The 24730-nt window shown below is 36.8% G+C and carries 17 protein-coding genes; 14 read left to right on the top strand and 3 right to left on the bottom strand.

Annotation, left to right across the window (positions count from 1 at the left end):
* Positions 1 to 114: 114 nt before the first annotated feature.
* From O99_RS02580 to O99_RS02520, 13 genes are all read left to right on the top strand, one after another.
* Positions 115 to 1272, top strand: a complete 1158-nt coding sequence (locus O99_RS02580; protein WP_078674088.1) for an FtsW/RodA/SpoVE family cell cycle protein — start codon at positions 115 to 117, stop codon at positions 1270 to 1272.
* Positions 1262 to 2398 (top strand): undecaprenyldiphospho-muramoylpentapeptide beta-N-acetylglucosaminyltransferase, encoded by a 1137-nt coding sequence (gene murG / locus O99_RS02575; RefSeq protein WP_035006187.1) that lies wholly within the window; start codon positions 1262 to 1264, stop codon positions 2396 to 2398. The genes O99_RS02580 and murG overlap by 11 nt, the downstream gene beginning before the upstream one ends.
* Positions 2382 to 3809, top strand: coding sequence for a UDP-N-acetylmuramate--L-alanine ligase (gene murC, locus O99_RS02570; RefSeq protein WP_035006186.1), 1428 nt, complete (start codon positions 2382 to 2384; stop codon positions 3807 to 3809). Before murG ends, murC begins: the two co-directional genes overlap by 17 nt.
* Positions 3787 to 4764: a UDP-N-acetylmuramate dehydrogenase gene (murB, locus tag O99_RS02565; RefSeq protein WP_035006184.1), complete on the top strand. Its 978-nt coding sequence runs from the start codon at positions 3787 to 3789 to the stop codon at positions 4762 to 4764. Before murC ends, murB begins: the two co-directional genes overlap by 23 nt.
* A gap of 224 nt (positions 4765 to 4988) precedes the next feature.
* Positions 4989 to 5909, top strand: a complete 921-nt coding sequence (locus O99_RS02560; RefSeq protein WP_035006183.1) for a D-alanine--D-alanine ligase — start codon at positions 4989 to 4991, stop codon at positions 5907 to 5909.
* Positions 5897 to 6805, top strand: coding sequence for a cell division protein FtsQ/DivIB (locus tag O99_RS02555; protein WP_035006181.1), 909 nt, complete (start codon positions 5897 to 5899; stop codon positions 6803 to 6805). The genes O99_RS02560 and O99_RS02555 overlap by 13 nt, the downstream gene beginning before the upstream one ends.
* The gene (gene ftsA / locus O99_RS02550; protein ID WP_035006179.1) at positions 6802 to 8097 is read left to right on the top strand and encodes a cell division protein FtsA; all 1296 of its coding nucleotides are present in this window, start codon (positions 6802 to 6804) and stop codon (positions 8095 to 8097) included. The genes O99_RS02555 and ftsA overlap by 4 nt, the downstream gene beginning before the upstream one ends.
* Before the next feature lie 66 nt (positions 8098 to 8163).
* Complete coding sequence (gene ftsZ / locus O99_RS02545; protein WP_035006178.1) at positions 8164 to 9915, top strand: cell division protein FtsZ; 1752 nt, start codon at positions 8164 to 8166, stop codon at positions 9913 to 9915.
* Positions 9916 to 10120: 205 nt separating this feature from the next.
* The gene (lpxC, locus tag O99_RS02540; protein ID WP_035006176.1) at positions 10121 to 10987 is read left to right on the top strand and encodes a UDP-3-O-acyl-N-acetylglucosamine deacetylase; all 867 of its coding nucleotides are present in this window, start codon (positions 10121 to 10123) and stop codon (positions 10985 to 10987) included.
* Between the two features lie 156 nt (positions 10988 to 11143).
* Positions 11144 to 12037 (top strand): outer membrane protein assembly factor BamD, encoded by an 894-nt coding sequence (locus O99_RS02535; RefSeq protein WP_035006174.1) that lies wholly within the window; start codon positions 11144 to 11146, stop codon positions 12035 to 12037.
* Positions 12038 to 12043: 6 nt separating this feature from the next.
* Complete coding sequence (recN, locus tag O99_RS02530; protein WP_035006173.1) at positions 12044 to 13711, top strand: DNA repair protein RecN; 1668 nt, start codon at positions 12044 to 12046, stop codon at positions 13709 to 13711.
* A gap of 106 nt (positions 13712 to 13817) precedes the next feature.
* Positions 13818 to 15995: an NAD-dependent DNA ligase LigA gene (gene ligA / locus O99_RS02525; protein ID WP_035006171.1), complete on the top strand. Its 2178-nt coding sequence runs from the start codon at positions 13818 to 13820 to the stop codon at positions 15993 to 15995.
* 510 nt (positions 15996 to 16505) lie between these two features.
* The gene (locus tag O99_RS02520) at positions 16506 to 19619 is read left to right on the top strand and encodes an autotransporter outer membrane beta-barrel domain-containing protein (protein ID WP_051668840.1); all 3114 of its coding nucleotides are present in this window, start codon (positions 16506 to 16508) and stop codon (positions 19617 to 19619) included.
* Between the two features lie 181 nt (positions 19620 to 19800).
* On the opposite strand, the gene O99_RS02515 is transcribed toward O99_RS02520, so the two are convergent.
* From O99_RS02515 to O99_RS02505, 3 genes are read right to left on the bottom strand one after another with little or no spacing between them, the layout of a single operon-like run.
* On the bottom strand, positions 19801 to 21627 hold the full coding sequence (locus O99_RS02515; protein ID WP_035006170.1) for an aminopeptidase P family protein: 1827 nt from the start codon (positions 21625 to 21627) through the stop codon (positions 19801 to 19803).
* 17 nt (positions 21628 to 21644) lie between these two features.
* On the bottom strand, positions 21645 to 22514 hold the full coding sequence (locus tag O99_RS02510) for a 50S ribosomal protein L11 methyltransferase (protein WP_035006169.1): 870 nt from the start codon (positions 22512 to 22514) through the stop codon (positions 21645 to 21647).
* A 1-nt stretch (position 22515) separates the two neighbouring features.
* A complete protein-coding gene (locus O99_RS02505) occupies positions 22516 to 23115 on the bottom strand; it encodes an SCO family protein (RefSeq protein ID WP_035006167.1) in 600 nt (199 codons plus the stop codon).
* Positions 23116 to 23492: 377 nt separating this feature from the next.
* Here O99_RS02505 and O99_RS06870 point away from each other — a divergent pair.
* On the top strand, positions 23493 to 24730 hold a 1238-nt coding region (locus tag O99_RS06870), incomplete at its 3' end, for a hypothetical protein (protein WP_035006165.1).

The raw sequence follows: 24730 nt of genomic DNA, 5'->3' as shown, positions 1-24730 counted from the left end.
TGTTAACCGTCGAGAATCTTTTTGAGTGTAATTTAGATTAAATTGCTCATCAAAGATATTAGGAAAATCACATTATTTCTTTTAGATGTGATTATAAAAGGTAAAGTGAAGATGATGATAACTCGTGCAGATCGAGGCCCAATCTCTAATTGGTGGTGGACAATTGATCGCTCTATCTTTACTGCTTGTTTGATCCTTATGGGAATTGGTATCATGCTATCTTTTGCAGCTAGCCCCTCTGTTGCAAAAAAAATTGGAATTTCTGATAGTTTTTATTTTGTTCGTTGGCATATTATTTTTAGTATTCCTGCATTTGTGATTATGATTACTATTTCTTTTTTTTCGCCTCGTAATATTCGCCGCTTATGTATTTTGTTATTGTTTGCAACGCTTGTACTTATGATTGCAACTTTATTATTTGGTCTTGAGTTAAAAGGGGCACGGCGTTGGATTTCTGTGTTTGGTATTTCTTTACAAGCATCGGAATTTATGAAACCGGCTTTTGTTATTATATCTGCTTGGCTTTTTGCGGAACAGCTACAGCGTAAAAGCGTTCTTATCTGTATATTGGTTATTGCACTATATGTGATTTGTTGTACGCTTCTTATTTTGCAACCAGATATTGGTCAAACACTTTTAATAAGTGCAACATGGGGTGGCTTATTTTTTATTGCAGGTATGCCTCTTATTGTCGTCTTCTTATTTCTTATTTTGGGCATTTTAGGAGGCTTTTTAGCTTATTTTTTTGTTCATCATGTCCGTGAACGTATCAATGGTTTTTTAACAGGGGAAGGTAATACATTTCAGGTTGATGTAGGGCGTGAAGCTATTTTAAATGGTGGATGGTTTGGTAGAGGTCCTGGTGAGGGTACAGTGAAACGTATTATTCCTGATAGCCATACAGATTTTGTATTTTCTGTTGCAGCTGAAGAATATGGTATTATTTTGTGTTTATTGATTACAGCACTTTTTGGTTTTATTGTTATACGTTCTCTTTATATAGCGTTGAACACTCGTGATATCTTCACACGTTTTGGTATTGCTGGTATAGCAATGATAATTGGTTTTCAATCAGCAATTAATATGGCGGTTAATCTTCACCTAATGCCTCCAAAGGGTATGACGCTACCCTTTATTTCTTATGGTGGCTCATCTATGGTAGCAATTGCAATTTCGATAGGTATTTTACTGAGTTTGACACGTCGTTGGCCAGAAGCGCGTATTTCAACTGTTTTATCAACTTTTGTTTCGGATACTGCTGATGACACATAAAAAAGTTATTGTTTTATCTGCTGGTGGTACAGGTGGGCATCTTTTCCCTGCAGAAGCGCTTGCTGTTGAACTGAGAGAGCGTGGATACGATGTTCATTTGATGACAGATAAAAGAGCTAAGCGTTTTGTCCGCCATTTTGATGAGAAACATATTCATGTTATTTCATCGGCAACCTTTGTAAGACGTCATCCTTTTGCACTTATAAAAACATTTTGGTATTTGCTAAAGGGAATGTTTCAATCATGGATGCTTTTTTATAAATTGCAACCTGTTCTTGTCGGTGGGTTTGGTGGTTATCCTACCTTTCCACCACTTTTAGTTGCTACCTTAATAGGATATAAGACATTTATTCATGAGCAAAATGCTGTTATGGGACGTGCTAATAGATTATTGGCGTCTAGAGTCAATGCTATTGCCGGTGGTTTATTATCAGCTAACAGTGTTTATGCTCATAAAACATTCATAACAGGTAATCCTGTTCGTAAGGCTATTCTTCAAGCTGCAAAGATTCCTTATTGTCCTTCTATAGGTGAACAACCATTTCATTTTTTGGTTTTTGGTGGAAGCCAAGGGGCAGCTTTTTTTTCACAAGTTGTTCCTGGAGCAGTTACCTTACTTGATCAAAGTATACGGAAACGTTTACGCATTGTTCAGCAGGTTTATGATGAAACCATAGATCTCATGAAAATTTATCATGATATGGGAGTGCAGGCAGAAGTTGCACGTTTTTTTGATAATATGGCTGAACATATCGCTCAATCCCATTTTATTATGTCACGTGCTGGTGCTTCGACAGTTTGTGAAATAGCTGTGATTGGTCGGCCAGCTTTATTTATTCCATATCCTTACGCTCTAGATCACGATCAAGCAGAGAATGCTGCTAAACTTTCTGAAATAGGAGGAGCACAGATTATAGTAGAAAAAAATTTAGATACGCAAAGACTTGCTTCTCTCTTGACAAAAGTTTGTTGTGAGCCACACTTATTGGAAAAACAAGCACTGTCTGCAAAAAAAGTTGGGCAACCTTATGCAACCGTTATTTTGGCAAATATGGTTGAAGCATTGATTTTAGAACGATCATTATTAGATATTAAAAAGGAGTTATTTGATGAAAATGCCGCTTAATATTGGCCTTATCCACTTTGTAGGAATTGGAGGTATAGGTATGAGCGGAATTGCTGAAGTTCTTCATAATCTTGGTTATAAAGTTCAAGGATCTGATCAAACTTATAACGCAAATGTTGAACGCTTACAGAATAAGGGAATTAATATTTGTATAGGACATCGTGCTGAAAATTTGGGAGCAGCGGAAGTTGTTATTATTTCTACTGCTATTAAGAAAACAAATCCTGAATATATTGCTGCCCAAAAAAGGCATTTACCAGTTGTTAAGCGAGCAGAAATGCTTGCTGAGTTAATGCGTTTTCGTCGGACAATTGCTATTGGTGGTACGCACGGAAAAACAACAACTACGTCAATGGTAGCTGCACTTCTTGATGCAGGTCATTTTGATCCGATAGTCATTAATGGCGGTATTATAAATGCTTACGGGACTAATGCACGTATGGGAGATGGGGATTGGATGGTGGTTGAGGCTGATGAAAGTGATGGGACGTTTTTAAAATTGCCAGCTGATATAGCAGTTGTTACCAATATCGATGTTGAGCATTTAGACCATTATGGCAATTTTAATGCTATACGTGAAGCTTTTCGGCAGTTTGTAGAAAATGTGCCTTTTTATGGTTTTGCCGTTATGTGTATTGACCACCCAGAAGTTCAGACATTAGCTAGTCGTATTCATGATCGTTGGGTGATTACGTATGGCGCAAATCCACAAGCAGATATTCGTTTTCTTAATCTTTCAATGGAGGGTCAAAAAGCGTGTTTCGATATTCTTATTCGATCACGAAAAACAGGTGAAAAAACTGAAATCAACAATTTGATTTTACCGATGTCGGGGAAGCATAATGTTTCTAATGCTACTGCAGCAATTGCTATTGCACATGAACTCGGCATTTCACCTGAAGCTATAAAGAAAGGATTAGCAGAGTTTGGTGGTGTTAAACGGCGTTTTACGAAAACAGGGAATTGGAACGGAGTTGAGATATTTGATGATTATGGGCATCATCCAGTTGAAATAAAAGCAGTTTTGCATGCAGCACGTGAGAGCGCAAAAGGAAATATCATTGCGATTATGCAACCACATCGTTATACGCGCTTGTATCATCTATTTGATGATTTTTCTACTTGTTTTAATGATGCGGATACAGTGATGATTACACCGGTTTATGCAGCTGGTGAAGAGCCAATAGCTGGTTTTGGTTCTAAAGAATTAGTTGAGCATATTCAGATGGCTGGCCACCGTGATGTGCATCTGATTAATAGTTTAGAAGATATTATTTCTATTGTATCTAGGTTAGCTAAATCTGGTGATTATGTGGTTTTTCTGGGTGCTGGTAGCATCACACAATGGGCTTACGCACTGCCCGATCAATTAATGGTACTTGATAACAATGACAAATTTTCGGCCGATTGATGGTGAAGGGCTGTTAAAGAAATTACAGCCGGCGTTACGTGGTATACGAGGCAAATTAATGCCTAATGTCAATATGCGTAAGGTAACATGGTTTCGCACCGGTGGACTCGCTGAGATTTTTTATCAACCTTCTGATGAAGCAGATTTAGTTTTATTTTTTCAGTCTTTGCCTGAAACCATTCCTGTAACGATTGTGGGGATTGGTTCTAATCTTCTGGTCCGTGATGGAGGTATCCCTGGTATTGTTGTTCGTCTTTCCGCAAAAGGTTTTGGGCAGTTGAAGCAAGTGTCATCAAAACGCTTTTTGGTTGGTGCTGCGGTAGCGGGTAAACATTTGGCTGCAGCAGCTTTAGAAGCGGAACTTTCTGGTTTTCATTTTTATCATGGTATTCCTGGTGGTTGTGGAGGAGCATTAAAAATGAATGCTGGAGCTAATGGTATTGAAACTGCTGAGCGTGTTGTTGAAGTTTATGCGCTTGATCGTAAAGGACAACGCCATATATTGAGTGTGAACGATATACATTATTCTTATCGTTGTTGCGATGTTCCTGATGATTTTGTTTTTGTTGCTGCCTTATTGGAAGGGGAGCAAGGGAATAGACATCATATCCGCGCAGCTATGGAGGAAGTTGCTTTGCATCGGCAGAAGGTACAACCTATTCGTGAAAAAACAGGTGGATCCACTTTTCGTAATCCTGTAGGTACATCTGCATGGCGTGTTATTGATGAGGCTGGGTGCCGTGGTTTAAAAATTGGGGGTGCTCAAATGAGTGAGATGCACTGTAATTTTATGATTAATATTGATCAAGCAACAGGTTATGATCTTGAAAAATTAGGAGAAACAGTACGTGCTCGTGTTTTTGCTCATTCAGGACATTTATTACAGTGGGAAATACAGCGTATTGGCCAATTTGAACAAGATCGTATAGTCTCTCTTTTTGATCAGAATAATTGATTTTTTTATAACTAAAAAAATTGAGTCATTTCAAAGAGATAAGAAAAAAATCTATTAAAAATCAATAAATTAACAGAGAAGCTCTTGCATCAAGCCCTTGAGTCTGATTCATTAGAGAGGACGCTAGGTTATTGATTCGCAAAGATAAATCTAGCTTTTTCCTATATATAGTATTTTTATTTTTATATATTCTGTATTTAGTATATGAAGAAGGATAAGTCGTTATGAGAGGTAAGCATATAGCTGTATTGATGGGAGGACTTTCATCAGAACGGTCTGTAAGTTTATCTTCTGGTTCTGCTTGCGCTGATATTCTTGAAGCTCATGGCTATTCTGTAACTCGTGTAGATGTTGATAGTCGTATTGCTTCTGTTCTTGAGAAATTACAACCACATATAGTTTTTAATGCATTACATGGTTCGTTTGGTGAAGATGGACGTATTCAAGGCATTCTTGAATATTTGAAAATTCCTTATACGCATTCTGGAGTGATGGCGTCAGCATTAGCAATGGATAAAGGGCGGGCAAAAATTATTGCTGCTAGTGCTGGTGTTCCTGTTGCTCCTTCTTATGTAATGGATCGTTGTGCAATTGGATCACAACATCCTTTGGAACCACCTTATGTAATTAAACCTGTGCATGAAGGATCGAGCATTGGTGTTATTATTGTGAATGGCGATGAAGCATTTCCACCTCATAATATAGTAAGCTCTGAGCGGATGGATAAAGATGAGGTAATCGTTGAAAAGTATATTCCTGGTCGGGAGCTTACTTGCGCTGTTTTGGGTGATGAAGTTTTAGATGTCTGTGAGATTATACCTGATCAACATTTCCAGTTTTATGATTATGATTCAAAATACAAGTCCGGAGGTTCTATTCACATTTGTCCTGCACAACTTTCATTAAATATTTACCAAAAAGTGCAAAGAATGTCTTTAGCAGCGCATCAAGCGATAGGTTGTCGAGGTGTTAGTCGTTCTGATTTTCGTTTTAATGAAGAAACGGAAGAGCTGATTTGGCTCGAAATTAATACGCAGCCTGGTATGACATCAACCTCTCTTGTGCCAGATATTGCAAAAGCAAGTGGTCGTACTTATAGCGACATTGTTAAATGGATAGTGGAGGACGCGTCATGTATGCGTTAAATGTTGGCGAAATGGGAATTTTAAAGGCGCTATCAACGCCAATTTTCCCACGTTTTTATCGTTGCTTTCTCCGATTTATATTGCAATTTGTATTTTCTGATATTCATGTGCCGCGTTATTTTGGCTCTTTTGCTGTTTTTTCTTTTTTCTTGCTTTCCTTATTTTATGGCATTGTTTCTAGCGGTCATGTGAATAGAATTATAAGGCTTGTGACATTAAATTTTGGTTTTGTGATTACTCATGTTGATATGAGTGGCAATAAAAATATGACAAAACAATATATTTTGAAGCTTTTAGGGCTTGATGTTCATCCATCAATTATTAGCTTTGATGTTGATAAAGCACGTTCTACTTTAGAACAACAAATTTGGATTCAATCGGTTGATATTCGGAAAATTTATCCTAACCGGATATGTATTTCAATGGTAGAGCGTGAGCCATACGCAATTTGGCAACATGATGGTGTAATGGATGTGATTGATGATACAGGGCGTATTATTTTACCATTTCAGGCGGGTTTAGTTCAGAATTTACCACTTGTTGTTGGTCAGGGAGCGCAAAAAGCAGCGAAGTTATTTATTCAGTCGTTGTTACCATATTCGCAATTCCGTGATCGTATTCGTGCTTATGTGCGTGTGGGTGATCGACGTTGGGATATTTTTTTAGAAAATGGGGTGCGTATTATGTTGCCTGAGCAAGGCGCTGTTGAAAGGCTTGTTGCTCTTTTAAAGACAAATACAGCAAAAGATCTTTTTTCTCGCGATGCTTTAAGCATTGATTTACGTCTTTCTGATCGAATAACGATTGCTTTGTCAGATGAAGTGTTAGCACAGCATCGTGCGACGGTAATGGAAGAAGAACGTATTTTAAAGGTATTAAAAGAAAGGAATATATGATGTTTTTGAAATCACATCATGGGAGGGGGCGCAAGACGCGTTTTCTAACAGTTCTTGATGTGGGTTCAAGTAAGGTTGTTTGTCTTATTGCTTGTTTACGTCCTTTGAAATATCCGCAACATTTACACGGTCGTACACATTTTATGGAGGTTTTGGGTTTTGGTGTACAGCGCTCGTGTGGAATTAAATCTGGTGTTGTTATGGATATGCTTGCAGCGGAACAATCAATACGTTTAGCTGTTAATGCTGCAGAGAAAATGGCTGGTTTGGTGGTAGATTCAGTTATTGTAAATTTTTCCTCAAACCGATTAAAAAGTACTTTTGTTAACGGTACAGTACATTTGGGCGGGCGTGAAGTTACTGCGCGTGATATGCGTATGGCCTTGGCAAATGTTTCGCGTAAAGCTTTTGAGGCTGAACGGCATATTATGCATTCCGTTCCGATATCTTATATATTGGATGGAGATAAAGGAATCTCTGATCCCGTTGGAATGATGGGTGAATTGTTTGGGGTGGATGTGCATGTGGTGACAGCAGAAACAGCATCTTTACGTAATTTGGAAGCTTGTATTAATCGTGCTCATTTAAGTGTTGAAGCAATGGTCGCAACACCTTTTGCGAGTGGTCTTGCAGTTTTGATTAATGATGAGGCACGTTTAGGAGCTGCATGTATTGATTTTGGGGCTGGAACAACAACATTTTCAATATTTTCTGAAGGAAAATTTGTTCATGCAGATACACTTTCAATTGGTGGGCACCATATAACTCTTGATGTTGCACGGGGATTGTCTATGTCTATTGAAGAAGCAGAGCGTTTAAAAGTTATGTATGGTTCAACGCTTTCAGAAAGTATTGATGCTCATCATATGATTAATGTCGCTGAAATTGGAAATGAGCGAACTCAATATCCATGTGCAGTTCTTAGTCGTATTATTCGGGCGCGTGTTGAAGAAATATTAGAAATGCTTCGTGATTGTTTGAGTTGTTCTGGGTTTGGTCATATTGTTGGTAAGCGGGTTATTTTAACTGGAGGAGCAAGTCAGTTAATTGGGTTGCCAGAGATGGCGCGTAATATATTAGCAAGAAATGTTCGTATAGGGCGGCCTTTAGGTGTTTCTAGGCTTCCTGCTTCTGCAAAAGGAGCGGCGTTTTCGTCAGCTGTTGGATTGTTAATCTATCCGCAATTAGCGGGTTTCGAAGAAAAAACAATTCATACAACAGTGAGACAATTATCAACTGGCACAGGTGGGTATTTTCAACGTGTCGGTCAGTGGTTGCGTGAGAGTTTTTAGTAGGTCTATTTGGGTATTAATTTTCATCGCTTTGGCTTGCGGTGTTTTATGAGAAGGAAAAAAAACATGACAATTAATCTGCACCGGCCAGATATCGCGGAATTGAAGCCACGTATTACCGTTTTTGGTGTTGGAGGTGGTGGCGGAAATGCCGTGAATAATATGATAAATGCTGGTCTTCAGGGAGTTGACTTTGTTGTTGCTAATACAGATGCACAGGCTTTGGCTATGTCAAAAGCTGAACGTGTGATCCAGCTAGGTGCAGCAGTAACAGAAGGTTTAGGTGCTGGTGCTTTACCAGAAGTTGGTCAAGCTGCTGCAGATGAATGTATCGATGAAATTATCGATCATCTTGCAGATTCTCATATGGTTTTTATTACAGCAGGTATGGGTGGAGGCACGGGAACCGGAGCCGCACCTGTTGTTGCTAATGCGGCACGTGAAAAAGGTATTTTGACTGTTGGTGTTGTGACGAAGCCTTTCCAATTTGAAGGTGCACGTCGAATGAAGACAGCAGAAGCTGGCATAGAAGAATTACAAAAATCGGTTGATACATTAATCGTTATTCCGAATCAAAATCTTTTTCGTATTGCGAACGAAAAAACAACATTTTCTGATGCTTTTGCTATGGCCGACCAAGTTCTTTATTCTGGTGTTGCTTCTATTACAGATTTGATGATTAAAGAAGGATTGATTAACCTTGATTTTGCAGATGTTCGTTCTGTTATGCATGAAATGGGTCGTGCAATGATGGGAACTGGAGAGGCATCTGGTGATGGACGTGCTTTGGCTGCTGCTGAAGCTGCTATTGCAAATCCGTTGTTAGATGACACTTCTATGCGTGGAGCCCGTGGCCTTTTGATTTCCATTACGGGTGGTCGTGATATGACCTTGTTTGAAGTGGATGAGGCGGCTAATCGTATTAGAGAAGAAGTTGATGCTGATGCAAATGTTATCTTTGGTGCTATTGATGATGAGTCACTTGAGGGTGTTATTCGTGTATCGGTGGTTGCTACTGGTATTGATCGTGAGATTAATGATATAATACAACCTTCACATCCTAAATTTCATCGGCCTGTAGCTTCAATGCGTAAAAATGATACTGGAGTAACGCAGACTGCTTCTCAGTCATCATCATCTTTGCGTTCTGAATCAATGGTAGAAGTTATAGAAGCGCTAGAAGTAGAAATGAAACAGCCAATTGAAGAGCCATTTTGTCCAAAAAGTCAATTTTTTGTGCAGACTACAGATACAACATATACTCCACGAACTGTAAACACTGCTCCTTATGGGCAAAATATACATGCAAAGACATCAAGTTCACTACGTATGCAGGCTGGTTGTGTTTCTCAACAGCCTATGGCTAGAGCAGTGGGAATGGAAGCAACAGCACATGTTCTTGATGACAAGGTTGGAGTTGCAGAACAGAAGAAAAAACAAGTGCAAACACAATCTTGTTCAACGCCGGTGCGTATGCCTGAGTTAAAAGATTTTCCGTCTTCTATTCGGAGTCAAAGTACAAATTTTTCTAGTGTCGATCAAGGACCACGTAATCTTTGGCAGCGTTTGAAACAAAGTTTGACGTATCGTGAAGAAATTGAACCAGAAGCTCGGTTAGAGCCTGCTGTTAATTCTTCTTCGCATAAAGATTTTCATATTTCTAGTGCCAATCCTCAGGATCTTTCTCAAGATACTTCTGTTTATATGCCTCGTTACTCTACCGAGTCGCAGCAACCTGCATCGCAGGATCAAAACATTTGTATCAGTGAAGAGGACGAGTTGGAAATACCAGCGTTTTTGCGTCGTCAAGCAAATTAATGTATAGAAAATTGAAATAAGAGAACTCTATATTTCTATCCATCATACAATGGAAGCTTTATTATAGTAAAATTTATGGAGTTTTTATAGAAAATAATAAATCCATTCATTAAATGGGTTTATTATTTATTGTAGAGATAATTTTTGATAGTCTTATGAAGATTCCAAAAAATTATTAAGAATATTAATGAAGTGGTATTATTAATTGGGACAGAAATATCAATCGACTCTTAAAGATACATTAATATTTGAAGGGCGTGGTGTTCATAGTGGACATTTATCTGTTATGAAGATTGAGCCAGCTGATATTGAATGTGGTATTGTTTTTAAGCGTTATGGCATAGATGGAAAAGAGCAAATATTTCCAGCGCATGCATCGCAAGTTGGAGCAACTGAATTATCAACAGTGCTTGGACATGGAGATATAAGAGTTGAGACAATTGAACATTTGATGGCCGCAATTGCTGCGTATAATCTGGATAATCTCATCATTGAGGTGTCAAGTAATGAAGTTCCTATTTTGGATGGTGCTTCATGGCATTATTGTCAAGGTTTTGAAAAGATAGGTATTGTTCAGCAAACAGCGTTGCGATCTTATTTTGTTATAAAAAAAACAGTGCGTGTTGAAACAGCAAATGGTATGGCTGAGTTTTTGCCATTTGATGGGTGTCGTTTTGATGTTACAATTTCTTTTCCTACTCCTGTTATTGGCAAACAACATTTGAGCTTTGATCTTACTGCACAAGGGTTTAAAAATGATTTGTCTTGTGCGCGCACTTTTGGTTTTGTGAAGGATGTGGAAAAATTATGGACTTCTGGAAAAGGAATAAGCTCTTCTTTAGAAAACTCTCTTATTATTGGTCTTGATGATCAAATTATTAATCCAGCTGGCGCTTATTTTGAAAATGAGTTTGTTCGACACAAAATGCTTGATGCTATTGGTGATACTGCTTTACTTGGTGCGCCTTTTATTGGATTATTCCGTTCTTATTGTAGTGGGCATGCTCTTAATTCAAAATTAGTTAAGGCTGTTTTACAGGACGAATCGTGTTACGAAAAAAGCAATATGTAAGTAGGAAAAAAATAAAATTTACTTTATTTTATATAATTTAAAGGCGGATTATAGATTTAAAGTATATAGATTTTGTTAGTCGTTTTGAAAACGATATGATACAAAATTTAATGAGTATTTTTCTGTAAAATGATATTTTCTGGAGGCTGAGAGATTATGAAAAAACCTGATAAGTATATTGGGAATATAGCGCATAGAAAATTGACCATTGTACGCAAAGTTTTGATTGGGGTTCTTTTAGGAGGAACTTGCTTTTTAGCAGGTTGTTTAGGTAAAGGAAAAAATATCCTTGATCCATCTATGCATGTTTTAAAAATAGATCCACCAGATGTTTTATATAATCAAGCACTTGCTAATCTTGATGTGGGGCGGCTTAGTGAAGCAGCAAAAAAGTTTGCTATTATTGAAAAACAATATGCTTATACTGATTGGGGTCGTAAATCGTTAATAATGGGTGCTTTTACAAATTATCGGTTAGCTAAGTATGATGATGCAATTTCTATGGCACAGCATTATATTTCTCTTTATCCGCTAGCGGATGATTCTGCCTATGCTTACTATATTATTGGTCTCTCTTCTTTCCGTCGGATTCCTGATGTTACACGTGATCAGCAGGATACGAAGCGTGCTATTGCTGCTATGCAGGTTTTGATAGAGCGCTATCCAGAATCAGAGTATGTCAGCGATGCTAAGGCTAAAATACGTTTTGGCCGAGAGCAATTAGCTGGTAAGGAAATGCAGATTGGTCGTTATTATGAAGAAGGTCAGCGATATTTAGCAGCAAGTAGAAGATTTCGTACTGTGATTGAAGAATATCCAGATACAAATCAGATTGAAGAAGCACTTTTCCGATTGACAGAAGTTAATTTTGCTCTTGGTTTAACTATGGAAGCGCAGACAGCCGCAGCGATTTTGGGGCGAAATTATCCAGAAAGTAAATGGTATAAATTTTCTTATGATTTACTGCAAAAAAATAGTATATCGCCTAAAGAGCACAAATCTTCTTGGATTTCTCGTGCTTTGAGTGGCAATAAGAGCAAGGTGAATTAATTTCATATGTTGGTCCAGCTTTCGATTCATAATATTGTTTTAATCGAAAGAGTTGATATTCATTTTACAGAAGGTTTGTCCGTTTTAACTGGGGAGACTGGAACGGGGAAATCTATTTTGCTTGACTCTCTATCGTTGGCTCTTGGTGGACGTGGAGATTCTTCCCTTGTGCGTCATGGTATGACACAGGGGCAAGTAACGGCTGTTTTTAATGTTCCTGTTTCGCATCCTGTGCGGCGGCTGATATGTGAAAATGGTTTTGATTGTGAAGGTGATATCATTCTACGGCGTGTACAATCGAGTGATGGTCGTAGTCGTGGTTTTCTGAATGATCAAGTGATTAGCATTACATTGATGCGCGATATTGGCCGTATGTTGGTCGAAATTCATGGACAACATGATGATCGTGCATTTGTTGATATTAGTACACATCGTCAATTATTAGATGCTTTTGGTGGTCTTGAAAGTGAAGTAGAAAATTTGCGCGAGTGCTATCGCATATGGCATACGTTAAAAGAACGTGTGCAACAACAACATGTTAAAGTTGAAAGTGCGGTACGTGAAGTTGATTATCTTCGTGCAAGTGTAGAAGAACTTGATAAGTTTGATTTTAAAGTTGATGAAGAAGATGCTTTGTCTCTTCGTCGGGCTGATATGCTTAAATTAGAAAAGATAGCAACAGATATTAGAGAGGCTGATGATCTCTTAGGAGGTTCAAAATCACCAATCCCTGTTCTTGCTAATTTGGTAAGACGTTTGGAGCGGAAAATTCCTGAAGCGCAGGATTTGATTATACCTATAGTGAAATCTATTGACGATGCATTGCGTGCACTCACAACAGCGCAAGATTGTATTGAAGCTGCAATGCAAGCATTGGATTTTGATACTAACGAGTTAGAACGAATAGAAGAACGTCTTTTTGCACTTCGAGGTTTTTCTCGCAAATATCATGTTTCTGGAGATGAACTTGCTCAGTTGCGCGATAAGATGTGTGCTGAACTGGCTGATTTTGATTCTGCTCAAGCAACACTCGTTCATTTAGAGACTGAAGCTCAAAAAGCGCAAAAAGAGTACGATATATTGGCACAAGCGCTTTCGATAAAACGTCAAGAAGTAGCGCGTCGTTTATCTTCAAGCGTTATGGATGAGCTACCAGCGTTGAAATTGGAGAAAGCAGAATTTATCGTTGAAATACAGAGTGATGCTGAAAAATATAGTCCAGATGGTATTGATCGTGTTGAATATTGGGTGCGTACAAACCCTGGAACACAAGCAGGGCCGATATTAAGTGTGGCTTCTGGTGGTGAATTGTCTCGTTTTTTATTAGCATTGAAGGTTGTATTAGCTGATCGTGGATCAGCACCAACATTAATCTTTGATGAAATTGATACAGGTGTTGGTGGAGCTGTTGCTGCTGCAATTGGACAACGATTGCTGCGTTTATCAAAAAATATTCAAGTTTTTGCTGTCACGCATGCACCGCAGGTAGCATCTAAGGCCCATAATCATTTTTTGATTTCAAAGGTTGAAAGCGGCGATACAGGATGCTTTGTTACGAGTGTTAATAAAATAGAAACTCACGAACGTGCAGAAGAAATTGCACGCATGTTAGCAGGAGAACAAGTTACTGAAGAAGCACGTGCAGCAGCCCAAAAGCTTTTAGCGCAGACATAATTAAGAAGTAATGAAAATACTAACAAACAGATGTTCATTTAGATTCTTTTTATAATAATCATTGGGATTTGTGTATAATCATCATTCAAGATTTGGAATAGAATTTATGGACAAAAATGTGATTAAAAACTTAACCGCTCTTGAAGCAGCAAGTGAGTTGGAATGGTTGGCAAAAGAAATTGCACGTCATGATGTGTTGTATCATCGTGATGACCAGCCTGAAATTTCTGATGCAGAATATGATGCTCTTTGTCGTCGTAATGAGGAAATTGAAGCTCTTTTTCCTGAATTAATTCGTGCGGACTCTCCTTCATCTAAAATTGGTGCACCGATTTCTGAAAAATTTGAAAAATCTATTCATGCACAGCCAATGCTGTCTTTGGATAATGCATTTAATTTTGAAGATGTTAGTGAATTTATTGAACGTATTCGTCGTTTTTTACGATTGCCAGAAACACAGACAATAGAAATGACAGCCGAACCAAAAATTGACGGTTTATCTTTATCTTTACGCTATGAGGCAGGAAAACTTGTACGTGCTATAACGCGTGGAAATGGATCCATAGGTGAAAATGTCACTACAAATGCGCGAACAATTGCTGATATTCCAGAGATTTTACAGGGTAATTTTCCTGATATTATTGAGGTTCGTGGTGAAGTTTATATGGGACAGAAAGATTTTCAGTTACTCAATATTAACCAACAGAAAGAAGGGAAGTTAGTTTTCGCAAATCCTAGAAATGCAGCAGCTGGTTCCTTACGTCAGCTTGATTCACGGATAACCGCTAGCAGAAATCTTAAATTTTTTGCTTATGCTTGGGGTGAAGTAAGTGAAATGCCTGCTGAAAGCCAAATAGGAATGATGAAAAAGCTTAAAGAATATGGCTTTATTATTAATCCATTAACAAAGGTTTTTGAAAAAGTAGAAGATCTTATTTCATATTATCATTCTATCGAAGAATGTCGTCAATCACTAGATTATGATATTGATGGGATTGTTTATAAAGTTAATGATTTAATGCTCCAAACGCGTTTAGGGTTTGTTGCTCGTTCACCACGTTGGGCAATTGCACATAAATTTCCAGCAGAAAAAGCTATAGCATTTTTAGAAGATATTGATATTCAGGTAGGTCGAACTGGGGCATTAACCCCTGTTGCTCGTCTTACACCTATTACTGTAGGTGGGGTTGTCATTACTAATGCAAGTTTGCACAATGAAGATTATATTAAAGGAATCGGTCATAAGGGTGAGCTAATTCGTGAAGGACGTGATATCCGTGTGGGCGATACTGTGATTATACAACGTGCTGGCGATGTGATTCCCCAAATTGTCGATGTCCTTGTTGAAAAGCGTTCAAAAGATACTCCTGCTTTTATTTTTCCTCACGTATGTCCTGTTTGTGGGAGTCATGCTGTTCGTGAAGAAGGTGAAACAGTTCGCCGATGTACGGGTGGACTTATTTGCTCCGCGCAAGCAATTGAGCGAATTTGTCATTTTGTTTCGCGTAATGCCTTTGATATTGAAGGATTTGGTAGAAAACAAGTGGAATTTTTTTTTCATGCTCAAGATAAAACGCTTTGTATTCGTTCGCCGGTGGATATTTTCACTTTACAACGACGTCAAGAGAATTCTTTGAGACGTTTGGAAAATATGGAAGGTTTTGGAGTTGTTTCAGTTCGTAAACTTTATAATGCTATTAATGCTCGTCGTGAAATTTCTTTAAGTCGTTTTTTGTTTGCGTTAGGCATTCGTCACATTGGTGAGGTTAAGGCACAACGTCTTGCTCGTGCTTACCAAAATTACATTGCTTTTGAAACTGCAGCGATGACGGCTATTATGCCGCCTGATAAAAACAGTGAAGGTAATGAGATTTGGAAGGAATTAACCAATATTGAGGGAATTGGATCTCGTGTTGGTGAAGCGATTATTGATTTTTATCAGGAGGTGCATAACCGTGATGTTTTATCGGCCTTACTTAAGGAAGTAACTCCTCTTCATGAAGCGCCTATTGCAATAGATTATTCACCAATAGTAGAGAAAATTATTGTTTTTACGGGAACTTTGGAGCATATGTCAAGGGACGAAGCAAAGTCCTTGGCAGAACGGTTAGGTGCTAAGACATCGAATTCTATTTCTAAAAAGACTGATCTTCTTGTTGCAGGTTTCGGAGCAGGATCGAAACTAGTTAAAGCACAGCAATTAGGTATTGAGGTTCTGGATGAAAAAAACTGGCTCAAGTTAATTGATGAGCATTATATTGAGAATTTTCATCTCAAACAGTGATTCCCATAATGTTATTATCATTTCTTATAATAAATTATAGAAAGCAAGTTAGTAAATTTTCTATTATTTAATTTATAATTATACCTTGGATGTATGTTTTATGCTATAAGAAACTGATTTTATATCGAAATTTATAATAAAATACAAAACATAAGTTTTTTGCAGATCTGCAGAAGAAAAAGTATAAAAATTCTATTGGTATTGCAAATAAACTATTTCTAACAGAAATTGTACTGTGATGTTTTTTACTTAACTTGGTGTCATTGTTTTTTGTCGATATGTGCTATTGTCAATGTGTTTAATTCAGCTTCATAAATTTATTCAGAAATGCTTTTTTGTATTCAGTGTAAAGCTTAGCTTTATTTATTGAATAGTTTTCATTTAGTAAAGCTTAATAGAGAAATCCAATACCTAAAAATTTATTTTTATGCTAATAACTTGAAATGTATTTATTTATTTAATATAAATGCACAATGTATTTAACTTTTATTAATATTACTAGGTGGTTTTATGCCGGCTATATTTTCAGCTTTATTGTCTGAACTTGTTGTAGCGTTGAGCACTTTTTTAGGCAATTCTTCTAGTGTTGTTGATTCACCGACTGTTGTTAATAAGTGTCAGCAAATTAGCAGTGGTGAAGATAGTAGTTCAAACAACAATATGACTATAACATTAGATGAGAATACTTACATTGTAAAAGTTTGTAAAGAAGATAAAAGTAAAGTTGATAGACAGATAACTGATCGATCATATCTAACTAATCAAATATATCTAACTAATCAAACATATCAAATGGGGAGTAATTCTGAACAGAGTGAAGAAAAGAGCAGCAGTGTTGAAAGCAAAGGAGAAATTGGTATATATACGACTGGTAACGTTAATGTAAATGGCGTGAACATTCTAGGTCCAAAAGTTAGTAATGACAGTAATGAAAATGATTATATTGGTATACTGACCGGAGAATGGGGGGGTGTTATCGCTGATGGATTGGTCTTAAAAGACCTAACGACAGGTATTTCTGTTTCAAAAGCATGGGGGTTTGTTTTCGCTGATAAATTGGTCTTAAAAGACCTAACGACAGGTATTTTTGTTTCAAAAAATAGTTTTGTAAGTGTGAACAATACATTGATAAGTAATAATCAGATTGCTGTTGAAGCTAATGGTTTAAAAGCTATAGCTGAGGTATCCAATACAGAGATTACAGTGCCTGAAAAGGGCAAAGGTCTTTTCACTACAAAAGGCGGCTCGATTCAAATGCAGGGTGTAAATGAATCGAATGCAAGTATTAATTTTATCGAAGGTTACGCAGTTTATATGGATACAGGAGAGGTTTCTTTAGAGAAAGTTAACATTATTAGTGAAGGTATCCAAAATATTAATACTTCTCGTAATAGGTTTGTATCTAGTGCTGATATGGTTGCTGTTTATGATATGGTTGCTGTTTATATGTATCCACAGAGTACTTTTAAGATGAAGGAAGGAAAGATTGATCTCAAAGGTGGGAGTGGATTTTTATTTGACTTTTCGGTAAGAAGTTCACAAGAGACACAGGCGGTAGAAAAACCTGCATTTATCAATAGTAATATAGAAAAGATAAATGTAGAGCTTGAAAATGTAGACATTAAAATAGATGGTGATAAATATTATGGCATGTATGGAGTACCTTCTGTTAGTAATAGCCAGGATAGGGAGCCCGAAAGATTCGCAACTATTTCTTTGAAAAAAACAAATTTTATTGTTCCTAATAGTACCGCTATTTATAATGGTGTTAAGGCGGAGCTTATTTTTAATTTATCAGATACAAAACTTTCCGGTGGTCTTTTGCTAGAAGGTACTAGCGGGATTATAAACATTAAAGCTAATAACTCACAGCTCGAAGGGGGTGCTTTAATTTCTGGTTCAGCTGAAGCGTGTTTGAAATTAGAGAATAACTCGATGTGGACTTTAACAAAAAGAAAATCACGGGGTAATCGAGGGAATGAGGGAACTGATAATAATAAATCATTTATTTCTACTGTGACACTTAAGAATAGTAAAATTATTTTTGAAAAGCCAAGCGATAATGTTTATCAAACACTCTCTATTGGCATAGGGAATAGTCTTGTTTATACAGCAGAAGGGAATGCGGAGCTTTATCTTAATAGTTATTTAGATCAAAGTAACTCGGATACAGATCGACTTTTAATCGATGGTGATGTATCTGGTGTTACTGTAGTTTCTGTTTCTACAACAGTAGGAGATCTAGGAGATAAAACGGGTTCAGGTAATACCCAGGGTGTTTCGCTTATTCAAGTTTCAGGTACAGCGCAAGAAGATTCCTTCAAACTGAAGGGTGATTATATTACAGTAGATGCTTCTCCTTATCGATATAAGCTTTTTGCTTATGGTCCAAATTCTAAGTTAGGGCGATCGGATCCGAGACAAAAATTGGTTGGAAAGAATGAGGAAAAAGAAGGTAAACCTAATAATAATTTTTGGGATTATCGGCTGCAAAGTGAATATATTTCTCCATCAGAACCAGAACTAGAACCAGTACCACCAGTGCCATCGCCAGAGCCATTACCACCATCGCCGAAACCAGCACCAGCACCAGCGCCGGAACCACCAGTGCCCTCAGAACCTGAGGATCCGATAAAACCAGATTTACCTGCAAAAAGAGTACCGGCAGTTGTGCCACAACTCCCAAGTTATTTGCTTTTACCTCATGCTTTATTTCATACAGGTTTGGTCGATGTAAGTAATCAACATGAACTGTTGGAAATCATGCAAAGTGCTTTTCATGAAGCGGCTAAAAAGAGAAAGACAAACTTTTTCATCCGTGGTTATGGTAGCAACCATAGTTATACTTCCAATTTGTCTGTTTTTGAATATGGTTATGGAGCTGATCTTGACTATAATAATGCGACAGCAGGAATTGTATTCAATACATTAGAGAGTAAAGATAGTGCTTCGTCCTTTGGAGTTATGGGCGGTTATGGTCAGCTCTCTCTTCATCCTCGTGCAGTTAAACACAGTCAAAAGAGTGTTTTTGATAAATGGTCAGGCAAGCTTTATGCGAATTTGGATCATGATACAGGCTTTTATGCGAATGGCTTTCTCTCGTATGATTTTTTTAAGGGCGATGTTGTCACTCTTTCTCGTGGAAAAACAGCAGAATTAAAAGGGAGACTTTTGAATGCTGCTTTATCGGGTGGTCAGGCCATTATCACAGGCTATCATGGTTTTATTCTTGAGCCACAGCTTCAAGTTATTTACCAGTCTCTCCTGTTTGATGAAGCGCGTGATATTGATCGGTTTGATATTGATTTAGGAAAGCATGATCAATTGATAGGGCGGATAGGTGGTCGTTTAATAAAAGCTTTTGCTTCTTCCGAAAAGGGACATGTTGTTTCCTTTTATAGTAAACTTCATGTTGCGCATAGTTATGAAAAGAAGCGGATAGTGCATTTTAAAGATGCATTTCAGTTAGGTGCATTCGGTTCTACAGTTGAAACAGGTGCGGGTGTTTATGCCCAATTGTCTAATAGGATAGCACTTCATGGTGATTTGTTATACCAACATAAATTAACCAAAGCTGGCTTTTCTGGAATTAGTGTTTCGGGTGGCTTACGTTATCAATTTTAAAAGCAAGGATTGGTTTTATATTTATCAGTTTTGCTCAAGTCCTAGAAAATTTGGTTGATAAAGCTTTAGCTCTGATTTCTAGGAATGAGAGTATTTTATTTTGCACTCTATTTATAGAATGAAAATGAGTTTTTTGAAGATTTCTTTAGATTAGATATTTAATTTAAAGGTGTCTTTACTCTCAAAGAGGCATTGTAGCTTTTTTCAGCCATTTTTTATCTTCTTTATCAAGGTAGGGTGCATTAACTTGATAAACACGGGCATGATAGTCGTTAAGCCATTGTTTCTCTTGTGTCGTTAAAAGCTCTATCAGAATTAATTGTCGATCAATAGGACAATATGTGAGCGTTTCAAATGATAGCATATCTATATCGCCATTAGTAATTTTTTGTGCTGGTTTGACAATCATCAAATTTTCAATACGAATACCAAAAGCTTTTTCACGGTAATATCCAGGTTCGTTAGAGATAATCATACCGGGAATAAGTTCTTGGCTTCCATAGCGTGAGAGATTTTGTGGTCCTTCATGAACAGAGAGGTAAGAACCAACTCCATGGCCAGTGCCATGTGCATAATCAAAACCAGCTTTCCATAAAGCATTACGTGCTAAAACATCAATATCTTGTCCGCGTGTCCCTTTCGGAAATCTTGCACTTGAAAGAGCAATCATGCCTTTGAGAACAAGGGTAAAACAGCGCTTTTCTTCTTCTCCAATGTTTCCAATCGCTACTGTACGAGTCACATCTGTTGTGCCCTCTCGATATTGTCCACCTGAATCAACAAGATAAAGTTCACCTGCATTCAGTCGTTTATTTGTCTGAGTGGTTACACGATAATGAATAATTGCACCATTTTTACCTGCTGCTGAAATCGTATCAAAGGAAAGATCTTCGAGTTTCATTCCCATTTCTTGTGTTGTTATAATACGAAATTTTTCTAATTTTTTAGCAGCTGAAATTTCATCAATTGTACCTGGTATTTGTCTATCGAGCCAGGACAAAAAACGAGTAAGAGCTATACCATCACATAAATGTGCTCTGCGTGAACCATTGAGCTCTGTAGTATTTTTAATGGCACGTGGTAAGATAACAGGATCCCTTAGTCTAACGAAAGACCCTCCTGTATCTTCAATAACAGTACGTAACTTTTCGCACGTTAAAAATGGATCTAAAGCAAAAACAGTACCTTGTTGAACATGATCTTTGATATTTGAAATAAGTTCTTCTGGTTCATATAGTTTTGCATAACTTTTTAGGTATTGTCTTTGCTTACTACCAACTTTTTTACTATCAATAAATAAGATTGGTTTTTCTGTAATTGAAATGATAGCAAAACAAAGGGAAAAGGGAGAATTAGAAACATCTTTGCCACGTATATTGAATGTCCATGCAATAGAAGACGGATCTGTAAAAATAAAAGCATTTGCACCAGATTGCTTTATGTTTTTGCGAATTTGTGATAGCTTTTCATTGGTGCTGCACCCTGTATATTTGAGAGGATGAATTGATAAAGGAGTTCGTGGATATTTGGGTTGATCATTCCAAATAAGATCAATGAGGTTGGTTTCACTTTCTATAAGTTTCCCACCTATTTTCAATTCTAATGCTTGCCTCAATATAGCTGTAGCATTAATAGTATGAAGCCATGGATCAAAACCAATTGAAAGTTTTTGTTTATTTTTCTCGAGCCATTGTGCTGGTGAGCAGATTGCTAAATCTTCATAATTAAAGATACAGGAATCTGTTTGTTGACGGACTTGAAGTTTATAACGTCCATCTGTAAATATAATAGCCTGATCTTTTAAAATCAATGCTATACCAGCTGATCCAGTGAAACCAGTAAGCCAACCAAGACGTTGAGCATGTTTAGGAACATATTCTCCTTGATGTTCATCTGTATGCGGTACTAAAAAGCCATCTAGTCCAAAGTGATCAATTTTTTTACGAAGAGCCGCAACGCGTTTTGCAGCATAAGTGGGATTTGTGCTTATTTCAAAAGATTGATACATAAAGATGTTCTTTTCTTTTATTTCAGATGCAAAGTAATCCACCCTTGTTGGGAATATGTTTCAATATGTTTTAAACCTTGTTTTACGTAAGCTTTTAAAACATCATCATGCTGCTCTTCAATAATTCCAGATAGTATAATAGATCCACCTTTTCGCAATGCTTGCACCATATTATGTGCAAGCTCGATTAAAGGGTTTGCAAGAATATTAGCAACAATAAGATCAAAGGGAGCGCGTGATGCGACTTTATTATCGCTAAAACCTGTAATTGTAATAGCTGTAACATAGTCTGTAACACCATTAAATCTGATATTTTGTTGTGCAACTTTAATAGCTATTGGATCTATATCAGCTGCAAGCACAACAATAGGTTTAAGCATCGCGATACCAATAGCTAATATTCCACTACCTGTACCGATATCAAGGGCATTTTTCGGGTTTTCATTTTGTATTACTTTGGTAATCATTTCTAAGCAGCCAAATGTCGTTCCGTGATGACCTGTACCAAAAGCTTGATTAGCTTCAATTTCGATAGGCAAAACATTAGGTGGAATGTTTTGTCGTTCATGGCTACCGTGAATAAAAAAAGGACCAGCACATACCGGTTTCAATTCTGCAAGACTTTTTTTTACCCAATCAATATTAGGCAAGATTTCTATATTAATTTTATGTGGATCTATTGCAAGAATGCTTGAAAAACGTTGAGAAGCACTTTTCTGATTTTTTTGATCAACATAGAGTGAAATCTCATAAATAGCATTTTTGTCGTCTATTTCTGTAAGAGCAAGAGGATAACCTTCCTCTTCAAAGGCTACTTCCATACGAGCGTAAAATTTCTCTGCTTCATTTTTAAGAGCTGTCCAATATAGACGAATTTGTTGTGACATACTATTTTTTATTAGTGGAACTTGAAACGAGCTTTTTAAGCCGTGTAATAGCAATATCGTCTTTTAATTTATTCTCGTTTTCTTCAACATTATATGGAATAATTCCGGCTAGTTTACCACCTTTTTTTAGCAAAAAAATGGCAGCTGTGTGGTTATAGGTATAGTTGCTGTCATCTGTTCCGATTACTTTTTCAGAAACAATATTAAAAGAGGCAACCATCTTATGAACTGCGTTAGGATCTCCACTTATACCAATAATTTTATCAGTAAAATTGCTTAAATATTCATGAAGCACCTCTGGTGTATCGCGTTCAGGATCAACCGTGACAAACCATACACCCAATCTATCTGCATCTGGACCAATTTCCATAAGCCACCGATTAAGATCCATAAGTGTAGTAGGGCAACTATCAGGGCACATAGTATAACCAAAAAAGATTACTGCAGGTTTATCTCGTATGTCGGCTTCAGTGACGATTTTACCATTAGAAGCAATGAGCGTAAAATTCTCACCTAAAGGCTTATTTCTAAACGCATCATAGGTGAAAACACCAGCAAGAAATATAACAGTTAGCCCTAGTATCCGTATTATATTTTTCATAAATTAACTCTTTCATATACAAAAATTATAGCAATTATAACTTAATTTTGCAATCACTGTTTTGGATAAAAAGTGTGTATGTTGATGAGTACCCAAAAATATATAAACAAAGAGATATTTTATCTAGATAAAATATTGCATACTATCGTTTCGTATATTTTATTGCAAAAGCAATATGTGAAAAATGAATAGGTATTCGAAAGAATTTTTTGTATTTAAGTGTAAAGTTTAACTTTATTTATATTTATTCAATAAATGTTAATAGATAAGTTCAATATGTGAAAAACTTATGTTATGATAATAACTTGAAATGTGTTTATTTATTTAATATAATCCATAATGTATTCAGTTTATTTTGAAAAGTTATTGGTATTTTAATGTTGCGCGTTTCTTTCTTTCTTTCTTTCTTTCTTTCTTTCTTTCTCATACTTAATACTCTTTTAGTTAGTCCTTCTAATGTTTCTTTTGCTAATGAGGCTGGTTCTGTTAAGAAGTGTCAGAAAAGTAACGCTGCGAACGGTAAAGCTTCTTCAAGTTCGAACAAGACCACTATGAAATTGGGTAGCCGTACTTTCATTGTGAAAGAGTGTAAAGAAAGTGTAAATGGACAGATAAATGACCGAAAATATCAAATGGGAAATAATTCTAACCGGAATAATAGTAGGAAACGGACAGACAGTGAAACTTCTGAAACCGGTGGAGTAATTGGTATATATTCGAGTTCGAGTGATGAAGAGAATGTAAATACTAGTAATGTTAATGTAAATAAAGTGCAAATTCTAGGCCCCGTACACAGTGATGATGATATTTATATTGGTATACTGCTCGGGGAATGGGGAACAATTGTTGCTAATGAATTGACCTTAAAAGACCTAACGATAGGTATTTCTGTTGTAGAAAATAGTTCGGTAAACGCAGATAAGACATTGATAAGTAATAATAAGATTGCTGTTAAAGCTAAGGGTTCAAGTTCTATAGTTGAGCTATTGGATACAAATATTTTAGTATTAAAAGGGGGTAAAGGTCTTTTCACTACAAAAGGTGGCTATATTGATATGCAGGGTATAGATAAATCGGATGCAGGCATTAATTTTACTCTAAGTTCCGCAGTTTATATGAATACAGGAGAGGTTTCTTTAGAGAAAGTTAATATTATTAATGATACTATTAATGATAATACTTCTGTCCAGACGAACGAGAATGTAGATTATAGTCGTAGTGCTGCCGTTTATATGCATCCACAGAGTACTTTTGAGATGAAGGAAGGGAAAGTTCATCTCAAAAGTGGGAATGGATTTGTATTTGACTTTTCACCATATGAGGATACAGAAGATTATGAGACAGCAGATGAAGATGGTGATGAAGATGAGAGTGACGATGAAGAAGATGATGAGGAGGAGGAGGAGAAAGAGAATGTAAATCTTGAAAATGTAGACGTTAAAATAGAGGGTGATAAATATTATGGCATGTATGGAGTACCTTCTGTTAGTGATGACAAGGACAAGGAGTTTGAAAGATCTGCAACTATTTCTTTGAAAAAAACAAATTTTATTGTTCCTAATAGTACCGCTATTTATAATGGTGTTAAGGCGGAGCTTATTTTTAATTTATCAGA

Source organism: Bartonella rochalimae ATCC BAA-1498 (assembly GCF_000706645.1).
GTDB classification, from domain to species: Bacteria; Pseudomonadota; Alphaproteobacteria; order Rhizobiales; family Rhizobiaceae; genus Bartonella; species Bartonella rochalimae.
Note: the sequence above shows the minus strand (reverse complement) of the source record. Positions and strands in the feature narration are given on the sequence as shown.